Here is a 16,021-nt window from a genome sequence, read left to right as displayed (position 1 = left end):
GTGACGCTCTGCGTCACTTTTTGCCCCGGAACACGGCTCATTGTGGCGTTTTTGTCCGTGTCACCCGGGTGAAAGTTCGAAAACCTGGCGCAGGTAGGCCAGGTAGCCGGGGTCGTCGCACATGCTCTTGCCCGGCGAATCGCTGAGCTTGGCCACCGGCTGGCCGTTGCAGCGGACCATCTTGATGACGATGTTGAGCGGGGTCGGCCCGAGGTCGTTGGTGAGGTGCGTGCCCACGCCGAACGCGACCTGGCAGCGGCCGCGGAAGTAATCGAACAGCTGCATCACCTTCTCGATGTTCAAACCATCGCTGAAGACCAGCACCTTGCTACGCGGGTCCACGCGGCGGTCCTTGAAATGCGCGAGCATGCGGTCGCCCCAGGCGAAGGGGTCGCCGGAGTCGTGGCGCACGCCATCGAACAGCTTGCAGAAGTACATGTCGAAGTCGCGCAGGAACGCGTCCAGCCCGACCACGTCGGACAACGCGATGCCGAGATCGCCGCGGTATTCGCGCGCCCACGATTCCAGCGCGGCCACCTGCGAATCGCGCAGGCGCGGTCCCAGGGCCTGGAACGCCTGCAGGTACTCGTGGGCCATGGTGCCGTGCGGGGTCATGCCGTACAGGCGCGCGAAATGCACGTTGCTGGTGCCCACGAACTGCGCCCCCAGCGCGTCGCGCATCATCGGCAGCATGCGCGCATGCCATTCACGCGAATAGCGGCGGCGGCTGCCGTAGTCGGCGATGCGGCACAACTCGAAGCCGGGGGTGTCGCGCAGCAGCGCGGTCTTGGCCTGCAGGCGGCGCTCGCCTTCGGCGAAATCGGCGGTGGTGGTGTTGCGGAACCACACCTCGTTGATGATGGCCAGCAGCGGCACTTCGAACAGAATGGTGTGCAGCCAGGGGCCGGTGATGTCCAGCTCGATCTCACCGGGCACGCTGGCCGACGGCTGCAGCCGGATGTACTTGCGGTCGAGGTGGAACAGGCCGAGGAAGTCGGCGAAATCCGCTTTGACGAAGCGCAGGCCGCGCATGTACTCCAGTTCTTCGGCACTGAAGCGGAGCTGGCACAGGTGGTCGATCTCGGCGTTGATCTGGTCGATGTAACTGGCCAGATCGATGCCGGGGGTGCGGCACTTGAACCGGTACTGGACCTGGGCGCCGGGATGCTGATGCAGCACCGCCTGCATCATGGTGAACTTGTACAGGTCGGTGTCGAGCAGGGACTGGATGATCATGCGGCGATTATGCGCCCGCGTGGATGTACCCACCAACGGTGGGTACCTACCGGGCGCGCAGCAGCCGTGGAATCTGCACCACGGCGTGGGCCCAGATCGCGGCGAACACCGCGCCCTGCACCGGCAGGCTGCGCTGGCTGGCTTCGAACTTGCGGAAGTAGCGCCACAGGCCACGGTGCTTGTGCCATTCCACGAAGAACGGCCGCGAGCGGCTGGAGACCCCGCGCACGTGCACCGCCTGCAGGTCGTTGGCGATCGCCACCAGCGCGCCGGCCTGGCGCACGCGACGGCACAGGTCGAGGTCTTCGGCGTGCAGCCGGTAACCGGCATCCCACCCGCCGATGCGGTCGAACAGGGTGCGCGGCATCAGCAGCAGGGCCCCCGACAACGCCGGCACCGGTTGCAGCGGCAGGCTGTGGTCGACCGGAATCGCCAGCTTCGCGCCCTGCCCCGGCGAGCGCAGCATGGCCCCGAAGTCCGGGTCGCGACGGCGCACGGCCGGGTCAGGCTGGCCCTGCTCGTCCACCTGCTCGATCCCCAGCAGGCACTCGCCGATGGCCATGCCGCGTTCGCACAGCGCGGCCAGGGTGCCGGGGTCGACCAGCAGGTCGGGGTTGATGAAGGCCAGCCACGGTGCGCGGCTGTCGGCCACGCCCTGGTTGTTGGCAGCCGCGAAGCCGGGGTTGTCCGGGTTGGCGATGAAACGCACGCGCGGATCCGCGGTGGCGTGGCGTTGCACGATATCCAGGGTGGCATCGGTGGACCCGTTGTCCACCACCCGGATCTCGACCACGCCGTCGGCTGCCCGCAGCCGGGCCAGGCAGGCATCCAGCGTGCTCGCGCTCTGGTAGCTGACAACAATCGCGGCGATGGCAATGCTCAAACGGGTGGCTCCGGAAGGGATGCAGGCGGCACGGCGAACAAGTCGCCCTGCGAACGCGGCATTATCGCCTGCCGGTGCAGCTGCTGCAGGGTTTCGCGGGTACCGCGCAGCGGATCGGCCATCAGGAACGCGGCCAGGCGGGGCTGCCAGCCCGGCCAGCGCGTGCCCAACGCATCCATGTCGCCGTCGAAGGCGGTGGCTTCGCCAGCGCGCGCCACGAAGGCGGTTTCGCACAGCGCATTGCGCCAGCCCAGCCCGGCCATGCGCAGGCTCAGGTCCACCAGCGCGGCATTCCACGAGCCGTAACTGTGCATGTCCAGCCCACCGGCCTTGCGCCGGGCATTGGCCCGCAGCAGCACGGCATGGGTGACGGCCGAGGGCAGTTCGGGATGCATCGGCGGCAGCCCGGCGCAGGCCTGGGCCATGGCGTTGAGGTCGGCCGGCACCGGGTCGATCTCCCCCAGCCGTGGCCAGGCCGCGGTTTCACCGGCGTTGCACCAGGGGGTTGCCGAGCCTATCGAGGGGTCGCGCGCGAAGCAGGCATCCAGCTGCTGCAGCCAGCCCGGCGCGGGAATGGCGTCGGGCGCGAGCACCACCACGTCGGCGCCCGCACAGGCCCGCAACATCTCATCCAGGTGCGCCACCTCGCCGATACTGCGGGCGCGCCGGGTGTATTCGGCACGCAGCCGGGTGTGGGCCAACCAGTGTTCGATCACCGGTTGCGCGCGGGGGCCGGCCTGGCCGTCATCGGCCAGCCAGACCGCAGTGTCGGCCGGCGTGCCGGCGTCCAGTGCCCCCAGGCACAGGTCCAGGGCGGTGTCATCGACCCCGATCGGCAGCAGCACGATCGTCCCCATCGGTTCCCCTGTCTGCGGCACGCGTGGCCGCAGCGTAGCTCAGTTCTTCTGCTTCTGGTGGTTCGGGAACGGCTCCATGGCACGGAAGCGGTTGCTGTACTCGTCGGTGAGGTTGCGCGATTCCTGCGCGTTGCGGACGATGGTCGGGGTGAGCAGCACGATCACTTCCGAGCGGCCGGTGTTCTTGGTCTTTTTACCGAACAGCGCGCCCAGCACCGGGATCTTGCTCAGACCCGGAACGCCATCGGAGCCATCTTCATCGGAGTTGGTGATCAACCCCGCCAGCATGATGGTGTCCCCGCTCTGCACGGCCGCTTCGGTGGAGATCTTGCGCGTGTTGATCGGCGGGTTGCAGGTGGTCTTGGTCGGGTCGCAGCCGGACGGAATGGCGCCGGCCGAGCTGACTTCCTGCACGATGTCCAGGAACACCACGCCATCGCGGGTGATGCGCGGGCGCACCTTGAGGATCACGCCGGTGTCCAGGTACTGCACCTGGCTGTAGGTGTTGTCGCCACCGGTGCCGGTGTTGACCGACACCGAGTTGATCGGGATCTGGGTGCCCACGTTGAGCGTGGCTTCGGCGTTGTTGCGCACGAACAGCGACGGGGTCTGCAGCAGGCGCAGGTTGCTGACCTTGTCCAGCGCCGTCACCACCGCCGCCGCGTTCTTGCCGAGGAAGGTCCAGCCCACCCCGCCATCGCCTACCGTGCCGGAAATGCTGCCCCAGATCGAACGCCCCAGCGCGCTGGGCAGGTCGATGCCGCTTTCGGTCTTGCCGGTGGCCACGGCCTGTTCGAAGAACCAGTTGACGCCGTAGCTGAGGTCGCCGGTCAGGGACACTTCGGCCACCTGCGCTTCGATGTGCACCTGCATTGGCATCACGTCGAGCTTTTCGATCACCTCGCGGATCGACCGCCAGGCCTGCGGGGTGGAGCGCACCAGCAGCGTATTGGTTTCTTCCACCGCCGAGATGCCCACGGTGTCGCCCTGCACTTCCAGGCTGAAACTGGCGTTGCCGCTCTGCCGCTGCGGCAGGCTCATGGTGCCCTCGCCCAGCCCGCCGCGGCCACTGCCGCTGCCGGACCCGGTGTTGAGCGCGGTGGTGTTGGAGGTGCTGTCGCGGCCGCCCAGGTCCATCTGGGTGGCGCCCGGCGCGAGCGAGCCGCTGCTGCCGCGGCTGCCACGGCTGTTCTCGTTGGCGAAGGCTTCGGCCAGGCGCTCGGCCAGGTCCTTGGCTTTGACGTAGCGCAGTTCGTAGGAGAACAACCGTGCACTGCCACCGGCGGTGTCGATGCGCTCCAGCCACTGCTGGATCTGGTCCAGGTAGCGTGCCTGCGGGGTGATCACCAGCACGGCATTGGCATTCTCCAGCGGCAGGAAGCGGAACATGCCGGCGCTCGGCGTCTTGCTTTCCTCACCGAACACTTTCTCCAGGTCGGCGGCGACCTGTTCGGCCTTGCCGGTCTGGATCGGGAACACGCCCACCGACATGCCCGACAGCCAGTCGACGTCGAAGATCTCCACCGTGCGCAGGTAGTTTTCCAGTTCGGCGCGCGTGCCGCCCAGGGTGATCACGTTGCGGCCGCTGTCGACGTTGACGATGGCATTGGGCCGCGCGTAGGGCTCCAGCACCTTCTTCATTTCGGTGGCCGAGATGTACTGCAGCGGGATCACCCGCACCTCGAAGCCGCGTGCGCTGGCCGCCGGGGCGGTGCTCGGCGCGACGGTGCCGGCCAGCGCCTGGTCGGCCGCCACGATGTTGTAGCGGCCGCCGCTGTAGACCATGCGGGCATTGTTCCAGCCCAGCACCATCTCCAGCAGGTTCAGCGCCTGCGCCGAGGACACCGGCTTGGGCGTGGCCAGGGTGACGGTGCCCTGCACGCCCGGGGCGATGACGTAGTTCTGGCCGAGCATGTCGCCCAGGATCGCCTTGACCACCGCGTGCACCGATTCGCCTTCGAAGTTGAAGGTGGCCGTGCCGTTGCCGGCCTGCGACAACGACGGTGCCGCCGCGGCGGCCGCGCTGCGGTTGATCATGGTGCCGGTGCCGCGGCGGATCACCGCCTGCGGTGCGCCGGTTGCCTCCAGGGGCTCGGCATTCACGCCGTCGCGGGAGCCATCCCCGGCGACCACCTGGTGACTGTCGAGCACGGCGTTGCGGCGCACTTCCGGTGCAGGCACCGTGGCGCAGCCGACCAGCACGCTGGCAAGCAGGGACAGGGAGAAGAGACGCGGTGAGAAAAGGCGCAGTGTCATGCTGTCACTCTAAGGGTTCTGGCCGGAGCCGCCTGCGGGCGGTCGCTGCGATTGTTGTTGTTGCTGCAGTTGCTGGCGGCGCGCCTGGATGCGCGCACGGATGGCCTGCATCTGCGCATCACTGGGGCCTTGGGCCGGGGTGTTGGGTGCGGCGGGTGCCGCCGGTGCCGGCGCGGGCGCTGACGGGGTGGCGACCGGCATCGGTCGCACCGTCTGGCTCGATGGGGGGGGCGGCGGCAACGGCATGACGCCCGCCCCGGCCGGCGGCACCGCGCCGTTGACCGGGTTGCCCAGCACCGTGGGCGGTTCGCCGCCCTGCCCGTTGAACACCGTCAGTTCCAGCACCTGGGTACCGCCGGGGCCACTGACCGTGGCGCTGCGCGGTTCCAGTGCCAGCAGCTGCCAGCCGTTGACCGGCTCACCGTTGAGGCGCAGCCGCAGCGACTGCTTCTGGTCGGTGGTGAGGATGGCCATGCTGAATTCAGAGGTGAGCAGCACGCCGGTCAGGCTGACCGCGCTGGACGCACCCGGTTCGCTGCCGCCGAGCAGGTACGGACGCGGCCGGCGGTCTTCGGCGAACAACGGCCGTGCGCCGATCTGGGCGTAGGCCTCGGCCGAGGCGATGCGCTCCGGCGCGGCAGCGGGCAGCACCGGCAGCGGCGACGCGGTGCGGTCGCCCTCGGCGGCCACCGGGAGGTGGCTGCCGAGCCCGAACAGGCTGGCGATCCAGATCGCGGCGGCCCACGCCACGACGGTGGCCAGCCACCAGCTGCGCAGGGAGGTCAGCTCAATTTTCATGGTCGGCCTCCGCAGTGTCGGCGGCCGCATCGTCGGCAGTGGTCGCGGTGGCGGCTGCATCCATGCCGGCCTGCGCTGCATACGCGGCTGCGTTGGCGCTGGCGTCTGTCTGGGCGTCGGCGGCGGCCTGGGCGTTGGCCGCTGCCTGGGCATCGGCGGGCACGGGTCCGGCCGGGGTCAGGCCGGTGCTGTCGGCGGGCATCGCGGCGCCGGTGGGCACCGGCGCGACCGGATCCGACGCGCCGCCGGGCTGCAGGTACCCCACCAGTTCGAAGGACACGTCCAGCCCAGTGCCGGTTTCATTCGGCGATTGCTGGAAACGCTGTGCGAGCAGGTTGAGGTTGTTGACGAACAGGCGCGGGCTGCCGGTTTCCAGGGTGTGCAGCACGGCCGCCATTTCCGGAATGCCGCAGCGCAACCGCACCTGCAGCGCAACCTTGGGGAACACTGCATCGGCACTGGTGTCCTGCAGCGGTGAGCGGTTGCTGATGGCGCAGCTGCGGTTGCCGGGGCTGGCCGATGCCACCGCATCCTGCAGGCGTGAGGACAACGCCGCGGCGGCCGACTCGGCGGTGGCTTCACGCAGGAAACCGGGCCGGCCTGCCAGCGCCCCCTGTGCCTGCTGCAGACCGCGCGCAACGGCGCCGCGCTGCTGCAGCTGGGCCTGCACGCGCTGATCGCGCTCCTGCAGGCCACTGATATCCGCGTTGATGGCCAGCAGTGGCCGGGTGAACCAGGGATGCACCAGCACCAGGTAGGCCAGCGCGATCACCGCCAGCAGCAACGCCAGCGCCAGCCAGCGGTCACGGCGTGTGGTCGGCATTGCCATCGGCACCCTCCGCGGCAGGTGCAGCGGCGGGCGCTGCAGGGGTGGCACCGGGCAACGGCTGCAGTTCGGCGGTGAGGGTGAAGCGGTCGCGGCCTGCCGCACCCCCATCGGCCTGCAGCACGCCGGTCAGGTTGACCTTGCGCCACAGGGGCGAGTCCTGTAGCAGCGGCACCAGTTGCGACGCCTCGCGGCTCAGCCCGATCAACTGCAGGGAATCGCCTTCCACCGACAGCTTTTCCAGGTAGGTGCCATCGGGCAGCAGCCGGGTCAGTTCATTCCACAGCTCCACCGTGCTGGCATGGGCCATGCGCTTCTGTTCGAGGAATGCCGCGCCTTCCACCAGCGTCTGCAGGTGCTGCCGCTCGGCCGCCACCAGGCGGGCATCGCGTGCGGCCGCATTGACCTGCTCGGCCAGCGCATCGGCGGCGGCCTGGCGGTTGTCCAGGATCTGCTGGCCGGCCAGGGCCAGCAGCACCAGCGCGGCCAGCCCCATCAACAGGTTCCAGCGGCGCATCGGATCGCGCTGGGCATGCCGCTGTTCCAGCGGCAGCAGGTTCACCCCCAACGGCTGGCCATCGGCATCGGCGATATCCACGCCGGCCAGGCCCTGCGCCCACGGCCCCACCTGCTGTGCCCACTGCTCCAGCGCGTGGCGCGGCATCACCACCAGTTCCACCTGCAGCTGGCCATCCTCCAGTGCGCCCAGCTCGCGCACGTCGAAGCTGACCTGCGCCGGTTCAAACGGGGTCTGGCGGTCGATCTCGAACCCCACCACGTCGCGCAGGCGGCTGGCGGCCGCCGCCGGCAGGCGCAGCGGGCGGCGCAGCGCGGACGCGGCCGGCAGCAGCCAATGGCGCGGCAGCGTGCGCAGGCGCGCATCCAGGCGCTGTTCCAGTGCAGCCGGGGTCTGGGGCCAGGGCAATTCCAGCACCTGTTCGGTGTGCAGGCCGCCATCACGCAGCACGCGCAGCTGGTCGCCCTGCTGCTGCAGCAACAGCCGCGACCGCGACCAGCCCAGTGCCCACTGCCAACGCTCCGGCAGCCACGCCAGCAACGAACGCCGCCACCAGCGCAGGCCGTTGACCACGCCCGGCGCCATCTGCCCCTGCGCCCGCACCAGAGTGTCCCGCCATGCCGTCATCGTGCTGCCATTCCCTGTTCCCAACGAAGGACTGTGTAAGGGGTTCCCGGCGTGCCTGCGGTCCCCGTCCGCACCACGCCCCGCAGAACCGATACCTTGCCGCGTTCATCCGTTGCGCGGCTCTCGATACTATAGGTGCCGCTGCCACTGGCAAGCGCTGCACCGCCCACTTTTGCATCTTCACCGGCCTGGGCACGCTCGCGTTCGGCCAGCAGCCGCGGTGCATCCAGCCCCAATGCCGTCAACACCGGCCCGGCCGCGAAACGCGGATCCGGACGCGACTGCCGACTGTACAGGGTCAGCATCGGCTCCAGCTGTTCATACAACGTCGCATCCATGCCGAGCACGCGCTGCAGTTCGCCGAGCGTCTCGAAGCGGTTGTTGCGCGGGCCATACGGCAGCCCTGCCGCCACGTAGTCGGGCAGTTCGGCACCGCCGCCGGGCTGCTTGAGGCTGTCGGCATCGCGCCAGTCGACGATCGCGCCAGCGAGCGGGCCGGCACGTTCGGGCGCAACGCCCATCGCCGCGAGGAACGCACGCAGCAACGTGGCGTCGGCCAGGTTGAGATTGATCTTGCCGTTCTCGTCGACGATCCGCAGGTCGATCCGGCGCTGGTCGAATTCCCAGCGATAGCGCCGCCCGTCGGCCACCCATGGCGGTCGGGTCGCACTGGGCTGCAGGCGGTACAGCGCGTACTCCAGCCCGGCGCGTGCGTGCTCCTGGCCGATGGCATCGTCGTTGATCACGCGCTGCTGCATGTGTTCAATGCGCGCACTCAGCGCGAACGCGCCGACCACCGCGGTGAGCAGGGCGATCAGCCACAGCACCAGCACCAGCGCGGCACCGCGCGCGCGCCTCATGGCCGTGCTCCGCGGGGCTGCTGCGCCAACGCCACCACCATCGGCGGCCACGCCGGGCCCTGGCGTGGGGTGACGCTGATGGACACCAGGCTCGGCAGGCGGCGGGTGTCGTCCCAGCGGTCCTGCCACTCACCGAGCTGGCCGTTGCGCGGGTCGATGCCGCGGTAGCGGAAGGTCACCGCGCGCAGTGCATCGGCCAGCGCCTCGGGTGGGCGCGGCGGGGTTTCCTCGATGCGCTCGCCGTTTTGTACCAGGGTCAGCGCCAGGTCCAGGCGCTGCGCGTCGCCGCTGCCCCGCACCTGCAGTTCGTGTACGTACGGGCCGCCGCGGCCAAGGTAGCCGGGCAGATCGGACACGAACACCATGTGCTGGGGCTCGCCCAGGAAGTACACCGGTTCGCGGGTGGGGTCCGGTGGCGTGGTGGCGGTCAACATGGCCATCGACAGACGCCGCCGCAGGAAACCTTCCACCGCGCGCATGCGCTCGTTGTGCGCGGCCATCTGTTCGCCACGCTGGCTGATGGCCAGCGCGGAGCGCACGGTGGCGAACGCCAGGGCCAGCCCGCCGACCAGCAATGCGGTGGCCAACAGCACTTCGATCAGGGTGAACCCGCGCGGTGCACGGCTCATCGCGGCGTACCCGGGGCGGCAGGCAGCAGGCGCAGGCTGCGCCATTGCATGCGATCGGCGTCGGTGTCACCCCAGGACACCTGCAGGGTCAGCTGCGCCAGCCGCGGGCCGGCCACGGTGTCGGCCACCGGCAACGCGTCGGTGCGCGGCTCCTGGTAGGGCGTTACCTGCAACTGCCAGCGGTAGCGGCCGTCTTCCCATTCGCCACTGCGCTCGCCGTCCTGCAGCGGCTCGACCACGCCGGTGACGGCCAGCAGCGATTGCGCATGCAGCACCGCGCGGCTGCGCAGGTCGGCCTGCTTGATCTGCCGCGAGGCGCCGGACAGGCTGCCCAGCAGCAAGGTCAGCGCCAGCGCCAGCACGGCGAACGCCACGATCACCTCCAGCAACGAATAGCCGCGCTGATGCTTCATGGGCGTTCCCGCCGCGGCCCCGAGCGCACGTCGCCGGTGATCCAGCCCACGTCGATGTGCCAGACCGCTTCGCGCACCTGCAGGTCGATGCTGCCGCCGCTGGAGGCACCATCGGGATAGAACGCGATGGCGCCCTGCCCGGTGGCGGTGGCTACTTCGCGTGCCCCGCGGAAACGCACCTCCAGGCTGGGCGGCACGGTGCCGTGGCGACCGTTGGCCGCCTGCCAGGTGCGCGCCTGCGGGTCGATCAGGAAGCGCTGGCGCTCACCGGTGGCGATGGCCTGGGTGCGCGTGTAGCGCAGCTGGCTGGCCAGTTCCTTGCCGGCATTGCGCAGCCGCATGCCGTCGATGCCACCGTTCATCGCGGTGGCGGTCACCGCCCCGATGATGGCGATCAGCGCCACCACCAGCAGCATTTCCAGCAACGACAGCCCGGCCACCCGGCGCGGGGGACGCGGCGGGCGGCGGGGCAGACGCGTGCATGGCAGGGCGACGGCCGGCAAGCAGGCTTACTCGTACTTGATGTCGGCGTCGTAGCTGCTGCCACCCACTTTGCCGTCCTTGCCCAGGCTGATCAGGTCGAACGGCTGGCCTTCGCCGGGGGCGCGGTATTCCAGCGGGTGGCCCCACGGGTCGTTGAGTTCGGCCGGCTTGGCATACGGTCCCAGCCAGCCACTGGTGCCGCCGGGCTGGGTGACCAGGTCGTCAAGCTTGGCCGGCAGCTTGCCGGTATCCAGCTGGTAGTTTTCGACCTTGCCGGCCACGGTCTGGACCTGCGATTTGGCGATGTTGGCCTTGCCGCGGTCGGCACCGCCCAGCACGCGGCTGCCCACCAGGGTCAGCACCGCGCCGATCAGCACGATCACGATGATGATTTCCAACAGGCTCATGCCGGCCTGGCGGCGCGGCGAGGTGAAGCGGATCAGGCGGCGTTGCATGCGGCAGGCTCCTTGCAGGGGTCAGGGGAATGCGGAAGGGCCATCGTCAGCCGATGGCGTTGGTCAGGTCATACAGCGGCACCAGCACGGCGACGATCACCAGCCCGACCACCGAGGCCAGCACCAGGGTGATCACCGGCACCATCGCCGACAGCAGGCGGTCGATGGCGCGTGCGCTTTCCTGCTCGAAGGTGTCGGCCGTCTTGAGCAGCATGGTGTCCAGCGCGCCGGATTCCTCGCCCACTTGGATCATCTGCAGGGCCAGGCGCGGGAAGCGTTTGCCGCGCGCCAGCGACACCGACAAGCCGTTGCCGTTCTTGACGTCGTCGCTGGCCGCGTCCACGTCGGCGGCCAGGGCGCGGTTGCCCAGCACGTTGCGCGCGATGCCGAGGCCGGCCAGCAACGGCACGCCGTTGCGCAGCAGGGTGCCCAGGGTGCGCGCCAACCGCGCGGTTTCCAGCTTGGCCAGCAGCGGGCCGATGCCCTTGCGCTGCAGCAGCCAGCTGTCCATCGCCAGGCGGAACGCAGGCTGGCGCAGCTTGCGCTCGATCACCAGCAACGCCAGCGCCGGCACCACGATCATCGCCAGCCAGCCATCGCGCACCACCAGCCCGGCAGCCAGCACCCACTGGGTGAACCACGGCAGGGCCACGTCCAGGCTTTCGTACATGAGCGCGAACTGCGGCACCACGTAACCCAGCAGGAACAGCAGCGCACCGCCGACCACCGCCAGCAGGATCGCCGGGTAGATCAAGGCGTTGATCACCCTGCCCTTGAGCTCGGCGCTGCGTTCGAGGTATTCCGACAGGCGTTGCAGCGTGTCGTGCAGGCTGCCGCCGGCTTCACCGGCACGCACCATGTTGATGTACAGCCGCGAGAACAGCCCGTGCTGGCGTTCCAGCGCGGCCGACAGCGGCGCGCCGCCGCGCACCACGTCGCGGATGTCGGTGATGGCGCGGCGGCTGCGCTCATCCTCGGGCAGTTCCAGCAGGATGGTCAGCGCGCGGTCCAGCGGCTGCCCGGCGCCCAGCAGGGTCGCCAGCTGCTGGGTGAACTGCACCAGCGCGGCACCGTCGAACGGCTTGCGGCGCAGCAGTGCGGCCCACGAGGTGGCCGTGGCCACGCCCTCGCTGGCCAGGCGCGCTTCCATGGGCAGGTGACCCTGGTCCTGCAGGCGGGTGACCACGTCGGCCTCGCTGGCGGCCTCCATCTGCCCGTCGAACAGTTCGCCGTGCGCATTGAGCGCCTTGTAGCGGTACAGCGCCATGCTCAGTGGTCCGCCGGCCGGGTGCGATGCAGGTGCATCAGGATTCCTCGGTCACGCGCAGGATTTCCTCCAGCGTGGTGTGGCCCTGCAATGCCTTGGCCAAGCCATCTTCGTACATCGTGCGCATGCCGGCCGCGCGTGCGATCTGTTCGATCTCGCCCATGCCGGCGCGACGCATCACCGCGCGGCGCAGCTCGTCGTTCATCACCAGGAATTCCATGATGGTGGTGCGGCCCAGGTAGCCGGTGGGCGCGATGGCCGAGGGCTGTGCGCGATACAGGAAAATATCGCCCTGCGGCTGCAGGCGACGCAGCCCGAACTTCTCGATCTCCTCCGGCGAAGCCAGGTAGCGCTGCGCGTGTTCGGGCTCCAGCCGGCGCACCAGGCGCTGGGCCAGGATGCCGTTGATGGTGGAGGTGAGCAGGTAATCTTCCACGCCCATGTCGAGCAGGCGGGTGATGCCACCGGCGGCGTTGTTGGTGTGCAGCGTGGACAACACCAGGTGGCCGGTGAGCGCGGACTGGATGGCGATGCGCGCCGTTTCCAGGTCGCGCATTTCGCCGATCATGATGATGTCCGGATCCTGGCGCACGATGCTGCGCAGCGCGTGGGCGAAGTCGAGCCCGATCTGCGGCTTGGCCTGGATCTGGTTGATGCCTTCGATCTGGTACTCCACCGGGTCTTCCACGGTGATGATCTTGACGTCGGCGGTATTGAGCTGGCTGAGCGCTGTGTACAGCGTGGTGGTCTTGCCCGAGCCGGTGGGGCCGGTGACCAGCAGGATACCGTGCGGCTGCTCGAGCACCTTGCGGAACTGCGGCAGGAACGCGTCGGTGAACCCGAGCCGGTGGAAATCGAAGACGACGGTATCGCGATCCAGCAGGCGCATCACCACGCTTTCGCCGTGCGCGGTGGGCACGGTGCTCACGCGCAGGTCCAGTTCCTTGCCCTGCACGCGCAGCATGATGCGACCGTCCTGCGGCAGGCGGCGTTCGGCGATGTTGAGCCGGGCCATGATCTTGACGCGGCTGATCACCGCGGCGGTGAGGTTGGCTGGCGGGCTTTCGCCCTCGATCAGCACGCCGTCGACGCGGTAACGCACCTTGAGCCGGTTTTCGAACGGTTCGATGTGGATGTCCGAGGCGCGCAGTTCGAAGGCGCGCTGGATCACCAGGTTGACCAGGCGGATCACCGGCGCTTCGGAGGCGAGGTCACGCAGGTGTTCGATGTCGTCGACCGCGCTGCCTTCGCCATCGGCGGTTTCGACGATTGCCCCCATCGCACTGCGGCCCTGGCCGTACCAGCGCTCGATCAGGTCATCGATCTCCGAGCGCAGCCCCACGTGCAGCCGCACCGGCACCCCCATCGCCAGGCGCACGGCGTCGGCGGCATAGGGGTCCTGCGGGTCGCTGAGCCACAGGTCCAGCACGCCATCGTGCAGGGCCAGCGGACAGACGTGGAACTGCTTGAGGAAGCGCAGCGACAACGGCAGTGCGTCGAGCAGCGATTCGGGGGCCACTTCGGGCACGGCACGCGCGTCGAGCAGGGCCAGGCCCAGCACCTCGGCGCTGGCCTGGGCGTGGTCGCGTTCGGACACCAGGCCCAGCCGCACCAGCAACTGCAGCAGGCTGCCGCCGGATTCGCGGTGCAGCGGACGTGCCCGCGCCAGGTCGCCTTCCTTCAGGCGCCCGTTGCGCAGCAACGCTTCGACGATGCGGGTTTCCGCAGTGGTTTCTGCAGTGGGATCGTGGGCAACCGCGTTCACGAAGCTCTCCTGGCGACCGCATGACTTTAGCAGTTCAGCGGGTCGCTTTACGTGCCGGTGCGATGTGAAATCGACGCGGCCCGCAGGACCGCCGTATGCCTGGGTAAATGGCGACAGGCATGACCAGGGAAAGATAACGCACCCACACAGGGGGTAGAGCCACCCCATGGGTGGCTGCGCGTGGTGCACGATCTGCGCGGCAGCCACCCATGGGGTGGCTCTACCGGGTTGATGATCGCCCAAAAAAATGGGGAGCCGGTCACAGGACCGGCTCCCCAACAACCACACACCCGTTACTGGTTGGCGATGACGCTGACGCCGCTGAACGCGGACTCGCCGACCAGCTTGATGTAGTACGTGCCCGCCACCGGCGCGGTGAAACGCACGGTTTCACTGTTGCCCGGACGGGTCGACTTGGCGTCGAACACCGTGGCGGTCGGCTCCTTGCCCTGGCTGACGTACACCGACACGTTGCCGCTGCCGCCGTAGGTGAGCAGGCTCAGCACCTTGCCGGCCTGCGCGTCGAAGCTGTACAGCACTTCGCTGCCACCGGCGCCGCTCAGGCCGCCCACGGCCACCTTGTTGGTCAGCGGGATCGCAGTCGGACCGCAGTTCTCGGTGCACTCTTCTTCCAGCGCCTTGGCCAGCGCTGCCTTGGCATCGACGATGCCGGTGCCGATCGGGGTGGCCGCCGGGATGGTCACCGGGAACTTGCGCGCGGTTTCCTTGAGCAGGGTTTCCAGCTGGGCCGGGGTGAACGCGTCGCGGTTGTTGGCGATGCGTGCGCTCTGCACCAGGGCGGCCACTGCTGCCACGTGCGGCGAGGACATCGAGGTGCCGCCCTTGCCGCCGTAATCGGAGGTACCCAGTTCCGGCGAGGTGGTGCTGCTGGAGATGGCCTGCCAGATGTAACCACCCGGATTGCCATCGACGCTGCCACCGCCACCCGGGGCCGACAGATCCACCGCCGCGCCGTAGTTGGAGTAGTAGGTGATGCCGCCGGTGATGCGCGTGGCGCCCACCGCAACCACGTTGTTGCAGTTGGCCGGCCGCGCATTGGCGACGTTGCCGCCGGCGTTGCCCGCGGCCACCACCACCAGCGTGCCACGCGACACCGCACCGTTGATCGCGGCCTGGTAGACCGGGTCGCAGGCACCACTGCCGCCCAGGCTCATGTTGATGATTTCAGCCGGGTTGGCGTTGGCCGGAATGCCCGCCACGGTGCCGCCGGAAGCCCAGGTGATGGCATCGGCGATGTCGGCCAGGCTGCCGCCGCACTTGCCAAGTACGCGCACCGGCAACACTTTGGCCTTGTACGCGACACCGGCCATGCCGACGCCGTTGTTGGTGGCTTCGGCGACCGTGCCGGCCACGTGCGTGCCGTGCCAGGAGCTGTCTTCGGCCAGCGAGCCGGTGTAGCACTCGTTGTCGTTCTCCACCCAGTCGCCGTAATCCAGCGCACCCGGGACGCGGGCGTCGGTCGGACGGCGCGAGGTTTCGGCGTCGCTGATGAAGTCGTAGCCTTCCAGCAGGTTGCCGCTGAAGTCTTCATGGTTGGGCAGGATGCCGGTATCGATCACCGCAACCACCACGCCCTCGCCCTGCGACACATCCCACGCCGACGGCGCGTTGATGCCGCCGGTGGCGTTGCCGAAGTGCCACTGGTACTGCGCGTAGTACGGGTCGTTGGGCACCAGCTGCTTGGTTTCGGTCGGCTTGGCGCGCAGGTCGGCGCGCTGCATGCGCGCATTGACCACGGCGTATTCCACGGTCGGGTCGGCCTTCAGTTCGGCCAGCACCTTCTGCAGTTCGGCATCGCCCAGGCGGCTCTGCAGGCGGATCAGGTCGGCGCCCACGCCGAGCTTGCGCACCACCTGCGGGTTGAGCGCGCCAGCGCGCGCGGTGCCACCGTTGAGCGTCGCGCGCGACAGCGCCGAGTTGACCACGGCCAGCTTGGCCGAACGGTCCGTGGCAGCAGCGCTGCCGGCGCGGTACTTGACGATGATGCCGTTGCTGGTCTGCTGCGCGGCAGTGGCCGGGCGCTTGGGTTCCTCGGTACGCGGGCTGGCGGCGAACGCCGAACCGGCCGAGATCGACAGCAGCGCGGCTGCCAGCACGTTGATGCGAAGGTTCTGCTTACTGGTCACGT

General features: G+C 69.1%; 14 protein-coding genes and 1 pseudogene. All 15 read right to left on the bottom strand.

The features are described from left to right. Nucleotides 1-60: 60 nt before the first annotated feature. Entirely contained in the window at nt 61-1,236 is a 1,176-nt protein-coding gene (gene pncB / locus ABIA71_RS10915) for a nicotinate phosphoribosyltransferase (RefSeq protein ID WP_354285213.1), read from the bottom strand. A 46-nt stretch (nt 1,237-1,282) separates the two neighbouring features. Beyond that, on the bottom strand, nt 1,283-2,119 hold the full coding sequence (locus ABIA71_RS10910; protein ID WP_354285212.1) for a glycosyltransferase family 2 protein: 837 nt from the start codon (nt 2,117-2,119) through the stop codon (nt 1,283-1,285). Beyond that, on the bottom strand, nt 2,116-2,976 hold the full coding sequence (locus ABIA71_RS10905; RefSeq protein ID WP_354285211.1) for a glycosyltransferase family 2 protein: 861 nt from the start codon (nt 2,974-2,976) through the stop codon (nt 2,116-2,118). The genes ABIA71_RS10910 and ABIA71_RS10905 overlap by 4 nt, the downstream gene beginning before the upstream one ends. A 39-nt stretch (nt 2,977-3,015) precedes the next feature. Beyond that, entirely contained in the window at nt 3,016-5,232 is a 2,217-nt protein-coding gene (gspD, locus tag ABIA71_RS10900; protein WP_354285210.1) for a type II secretion system secretin GspD, read from the bottom strand. 9 nt (nt 5,233-5,241) lie between these two features. Beyond that, nucleotides 5,242-6,030 carry a type II secretion system protein, XpsN-like gene (locus tag ABIA71_RS10895; RefSeq protein WP_354285209.1) on the bottom strand — a complete coding sequence of 263 codons (789 nt, stop codon included), beginning with the start codon at nt 6,028-6,030 and terminating at the stop codon, nt 5,242-5,244. Nucleotides 6,031-6,202: 172 nt separating this feature from the next. After that, nucleotides 6,203-6,859, bottom strand: a pseudogene (gene gspM, locus ABIA71_RS10890) (type II secretion system protein GspM); the annotation flags it as partial. After that, on the bottom strand, nt 6,834-8,000 hold the full coding sequence (locus ABIA71_RS10885) for a PilN domain-containing protein (protein WP_354285208.1): 1,167 nt from the start codon (nt 7,998-8,000) through the stop codon (nt 6,834-6,836). The gene ABIA71_RS10885 and the pseudogene gspM, both read right to left, overlap by 26 nt. Further along, complete coding sequence (locus ABIA71_RS10880) at nt 7,997-8,860, bottom strand: type II secretion system minor pseudopilin (protein ID WP_354285207.1); 864 nt, start codon at nt 8,858-8,860, stop codon at nt 7,997-7,999. The genes ABIA71_RS10885 and ABIA71_RS10880 overlap by 4 nt, the downstream gene beginning before the upstream one ends. Further along, the gene (locus ABIA71_RS10875) at nt 8,857-9,489 is read right to left on the bottom strand and encodes a type II secretion system protein J (protein ID WP_354285206.1); all 633 of its coding nucleotides are present in this window, start codon (nt 9,487-9,489) and stop codon (nt 8,857-8,859) included. Before ABIA71_RS10875 ends, ABIA71_RS10880 begins: the two co-directional genes overlap by 4 nt. Continuing rightward, nucleotides 9,486-9,902, bottom strand: coding sequence for a type II secretion system protein XpsI (gene xpsI, locus ABIA71_RS10870; RefSeq protein WP_354285205.1), 417 nt, complete (start codon nt 9,900-9,902; stop codon nt 9,486-9,488). The genes ABIA71_RS10875 and xpsI overlap by 4 nt, the downstream gene beginning before the upstream one ends. Then, nucleotides 9,899-10,318 (bottom strand): type II secretion system protein XpsH, encoded by a 420-nt coding sequence (gene xpsH, locus ABIA71_RS10865; protein WP_354285275.1) that lies wholly within the window; start codon nt 10,316-10,318, stop codon nt 9,899-9,901. Before xpsH ends, xpsI begins: the two co-directional genes overlap by 4 nt. 93 nt (nt 10,319-10,411) lie before the next feature. Continuing rightward, nucleotides 10,412-10,840, bottom strand: coding sequence for a type II secretion system major pseudopilin GspG (gspG, locus tag ABIA71_RS10860; RefSeq protein WP_038690559.1), 429 nt, complete (start codon nt 10,838-10,840; stop codon nt 10,412-10,414). Between the two features lie 46 nt (nt 10,841-10,886). After that, nucleotides 10,887-12,107: a type II secretion system protein XpsF gene (gene xpsF / locus ABIA71_RS10855; RefSeq protein WP_354285204.1), complete on the bottom strand. Its 1,221-nt coding sequence runs from the start codon at nt 12,105-12,107 to the stop codon at nt 10,887-10,889. A 37-nt stretch (nt 12,108-12,144) separates the two neighbouring features. Beyond that, nucleotides 12,145-13,872: a type II secretion system ATPase GspE gene (gene gspE, locus ABIA71_RS10850; RefSeq protein ID WP_038690563.1), complete on the bottom strand. Its 1,728-nt coding sequence runs from the start codon at nt 13,870-13,872 to the stop codon at nt 12,145-12,147. 293 nt (nt 13,873-14,165) lie between these two features. Beyond that, a complete protein-coding gene (locus ABIA71_RS10845; RefSeq protein ID WP_128097842.1) occupies nt 14,166-16,019 on the bottom strand; it encodes a S8 family peptidase in 1,854 nt (617 codons plus the stop codon). Nucleotides 16,020-16,021 lie beyond the last annotated feature (2 nt).

The organism is Stenotrophomonas sp. 2619, assembly GCF_040548725.1.
Taxonomy (GTDB): domain Bacteria; phylum Pseudomonadota; class Gammaproteobacteria; order Xanthomonadales; family Xanthomonadaceae; genus Stenotrophomonas; species Stenotrophomonas maltophilia_AP.
This window is presented reverse-complemented; position numbering and strand designations above follow the sequence as displayed.

Bases quoted from the DNA above. Each gene is read 5' to 3' on its own strand.
- pncB (WP_354285213.1), bottom strand. From the start codon at position 1,236: ATGATCATCCAGTCCCTGCTCGACACCGACCTGTACAAGTTCACCATG.
- gspD (WP_354285210.1), bottom strand. From the start codon at position 5,232: ATGACACTGCGCCTTTTCTCACCGCGTCTCTTCTCCCTGTCCCTGCTT.
- xpsH (WP_354285275.1), bottom strand. From the start codon at position 10,318: ATGCTGCTGGTGGTGGCGCTGATCGCCATCATCGGGGCGGTGACCGCC.
- xpsF (WP_354285204.1), bottom strand. From the start codon at position 12,107: ATGGCGCTGTACCGCTACAAGGCGCTCAATGCGCACGGCGAACTGTTC.
- ABIA71_RS10895 (WP_354285209.1), bottom strand. From the start codon at position 6,030: ATGAAAATTGAGCTGACCTCCCTGCGCAGCTGGTGGCTGGCCACCGTC.
- gspG (WP_038690559.1), bottom strand. From the start codon at position 10,840: ATGCAACGCCGCCTGATCCGCTTCACCTCGCCGCGCCGCCAGGCCGGC.
- ABIA71_RS10885 (WP_354285208.1), bottom strand. From the start codon at position 8,000: ATGACGGCATGGCGGGACACTCTGGTGCGGGCGCAGGGGCAGATGGCG.
- ABIA71_RS10905 (WP_354285211.1), bottom strand. From the start codon at position 2,976: ATGGGGACGATCGTGCTGCTGCCGATCGGGGTCGATGACACCGCCCTG.
- xpsI (WP_354285205.1), bottom strand. From the start codon at position 9,902: ATGAAGCATCAGCGCGGCTATTCGTTGCTGGAGGTGATCGTGGCGTTC.
- ABIA71_RS10875 (WP_354285206.1), bottom strand. From the start codon at position 9,489: ATGAGCCGTGCACCGCGCGGGTTCACCCTGATCGAAGTGCTGTTGGCC.
- ABIA71_RS10880 (WP_354285207.1), bottom strand. From the start codon at position 8,860: ATGAGGCGCGCGCGCGGTGCCGCGCTGGTGCTGGTGCTGTGGCTGATC.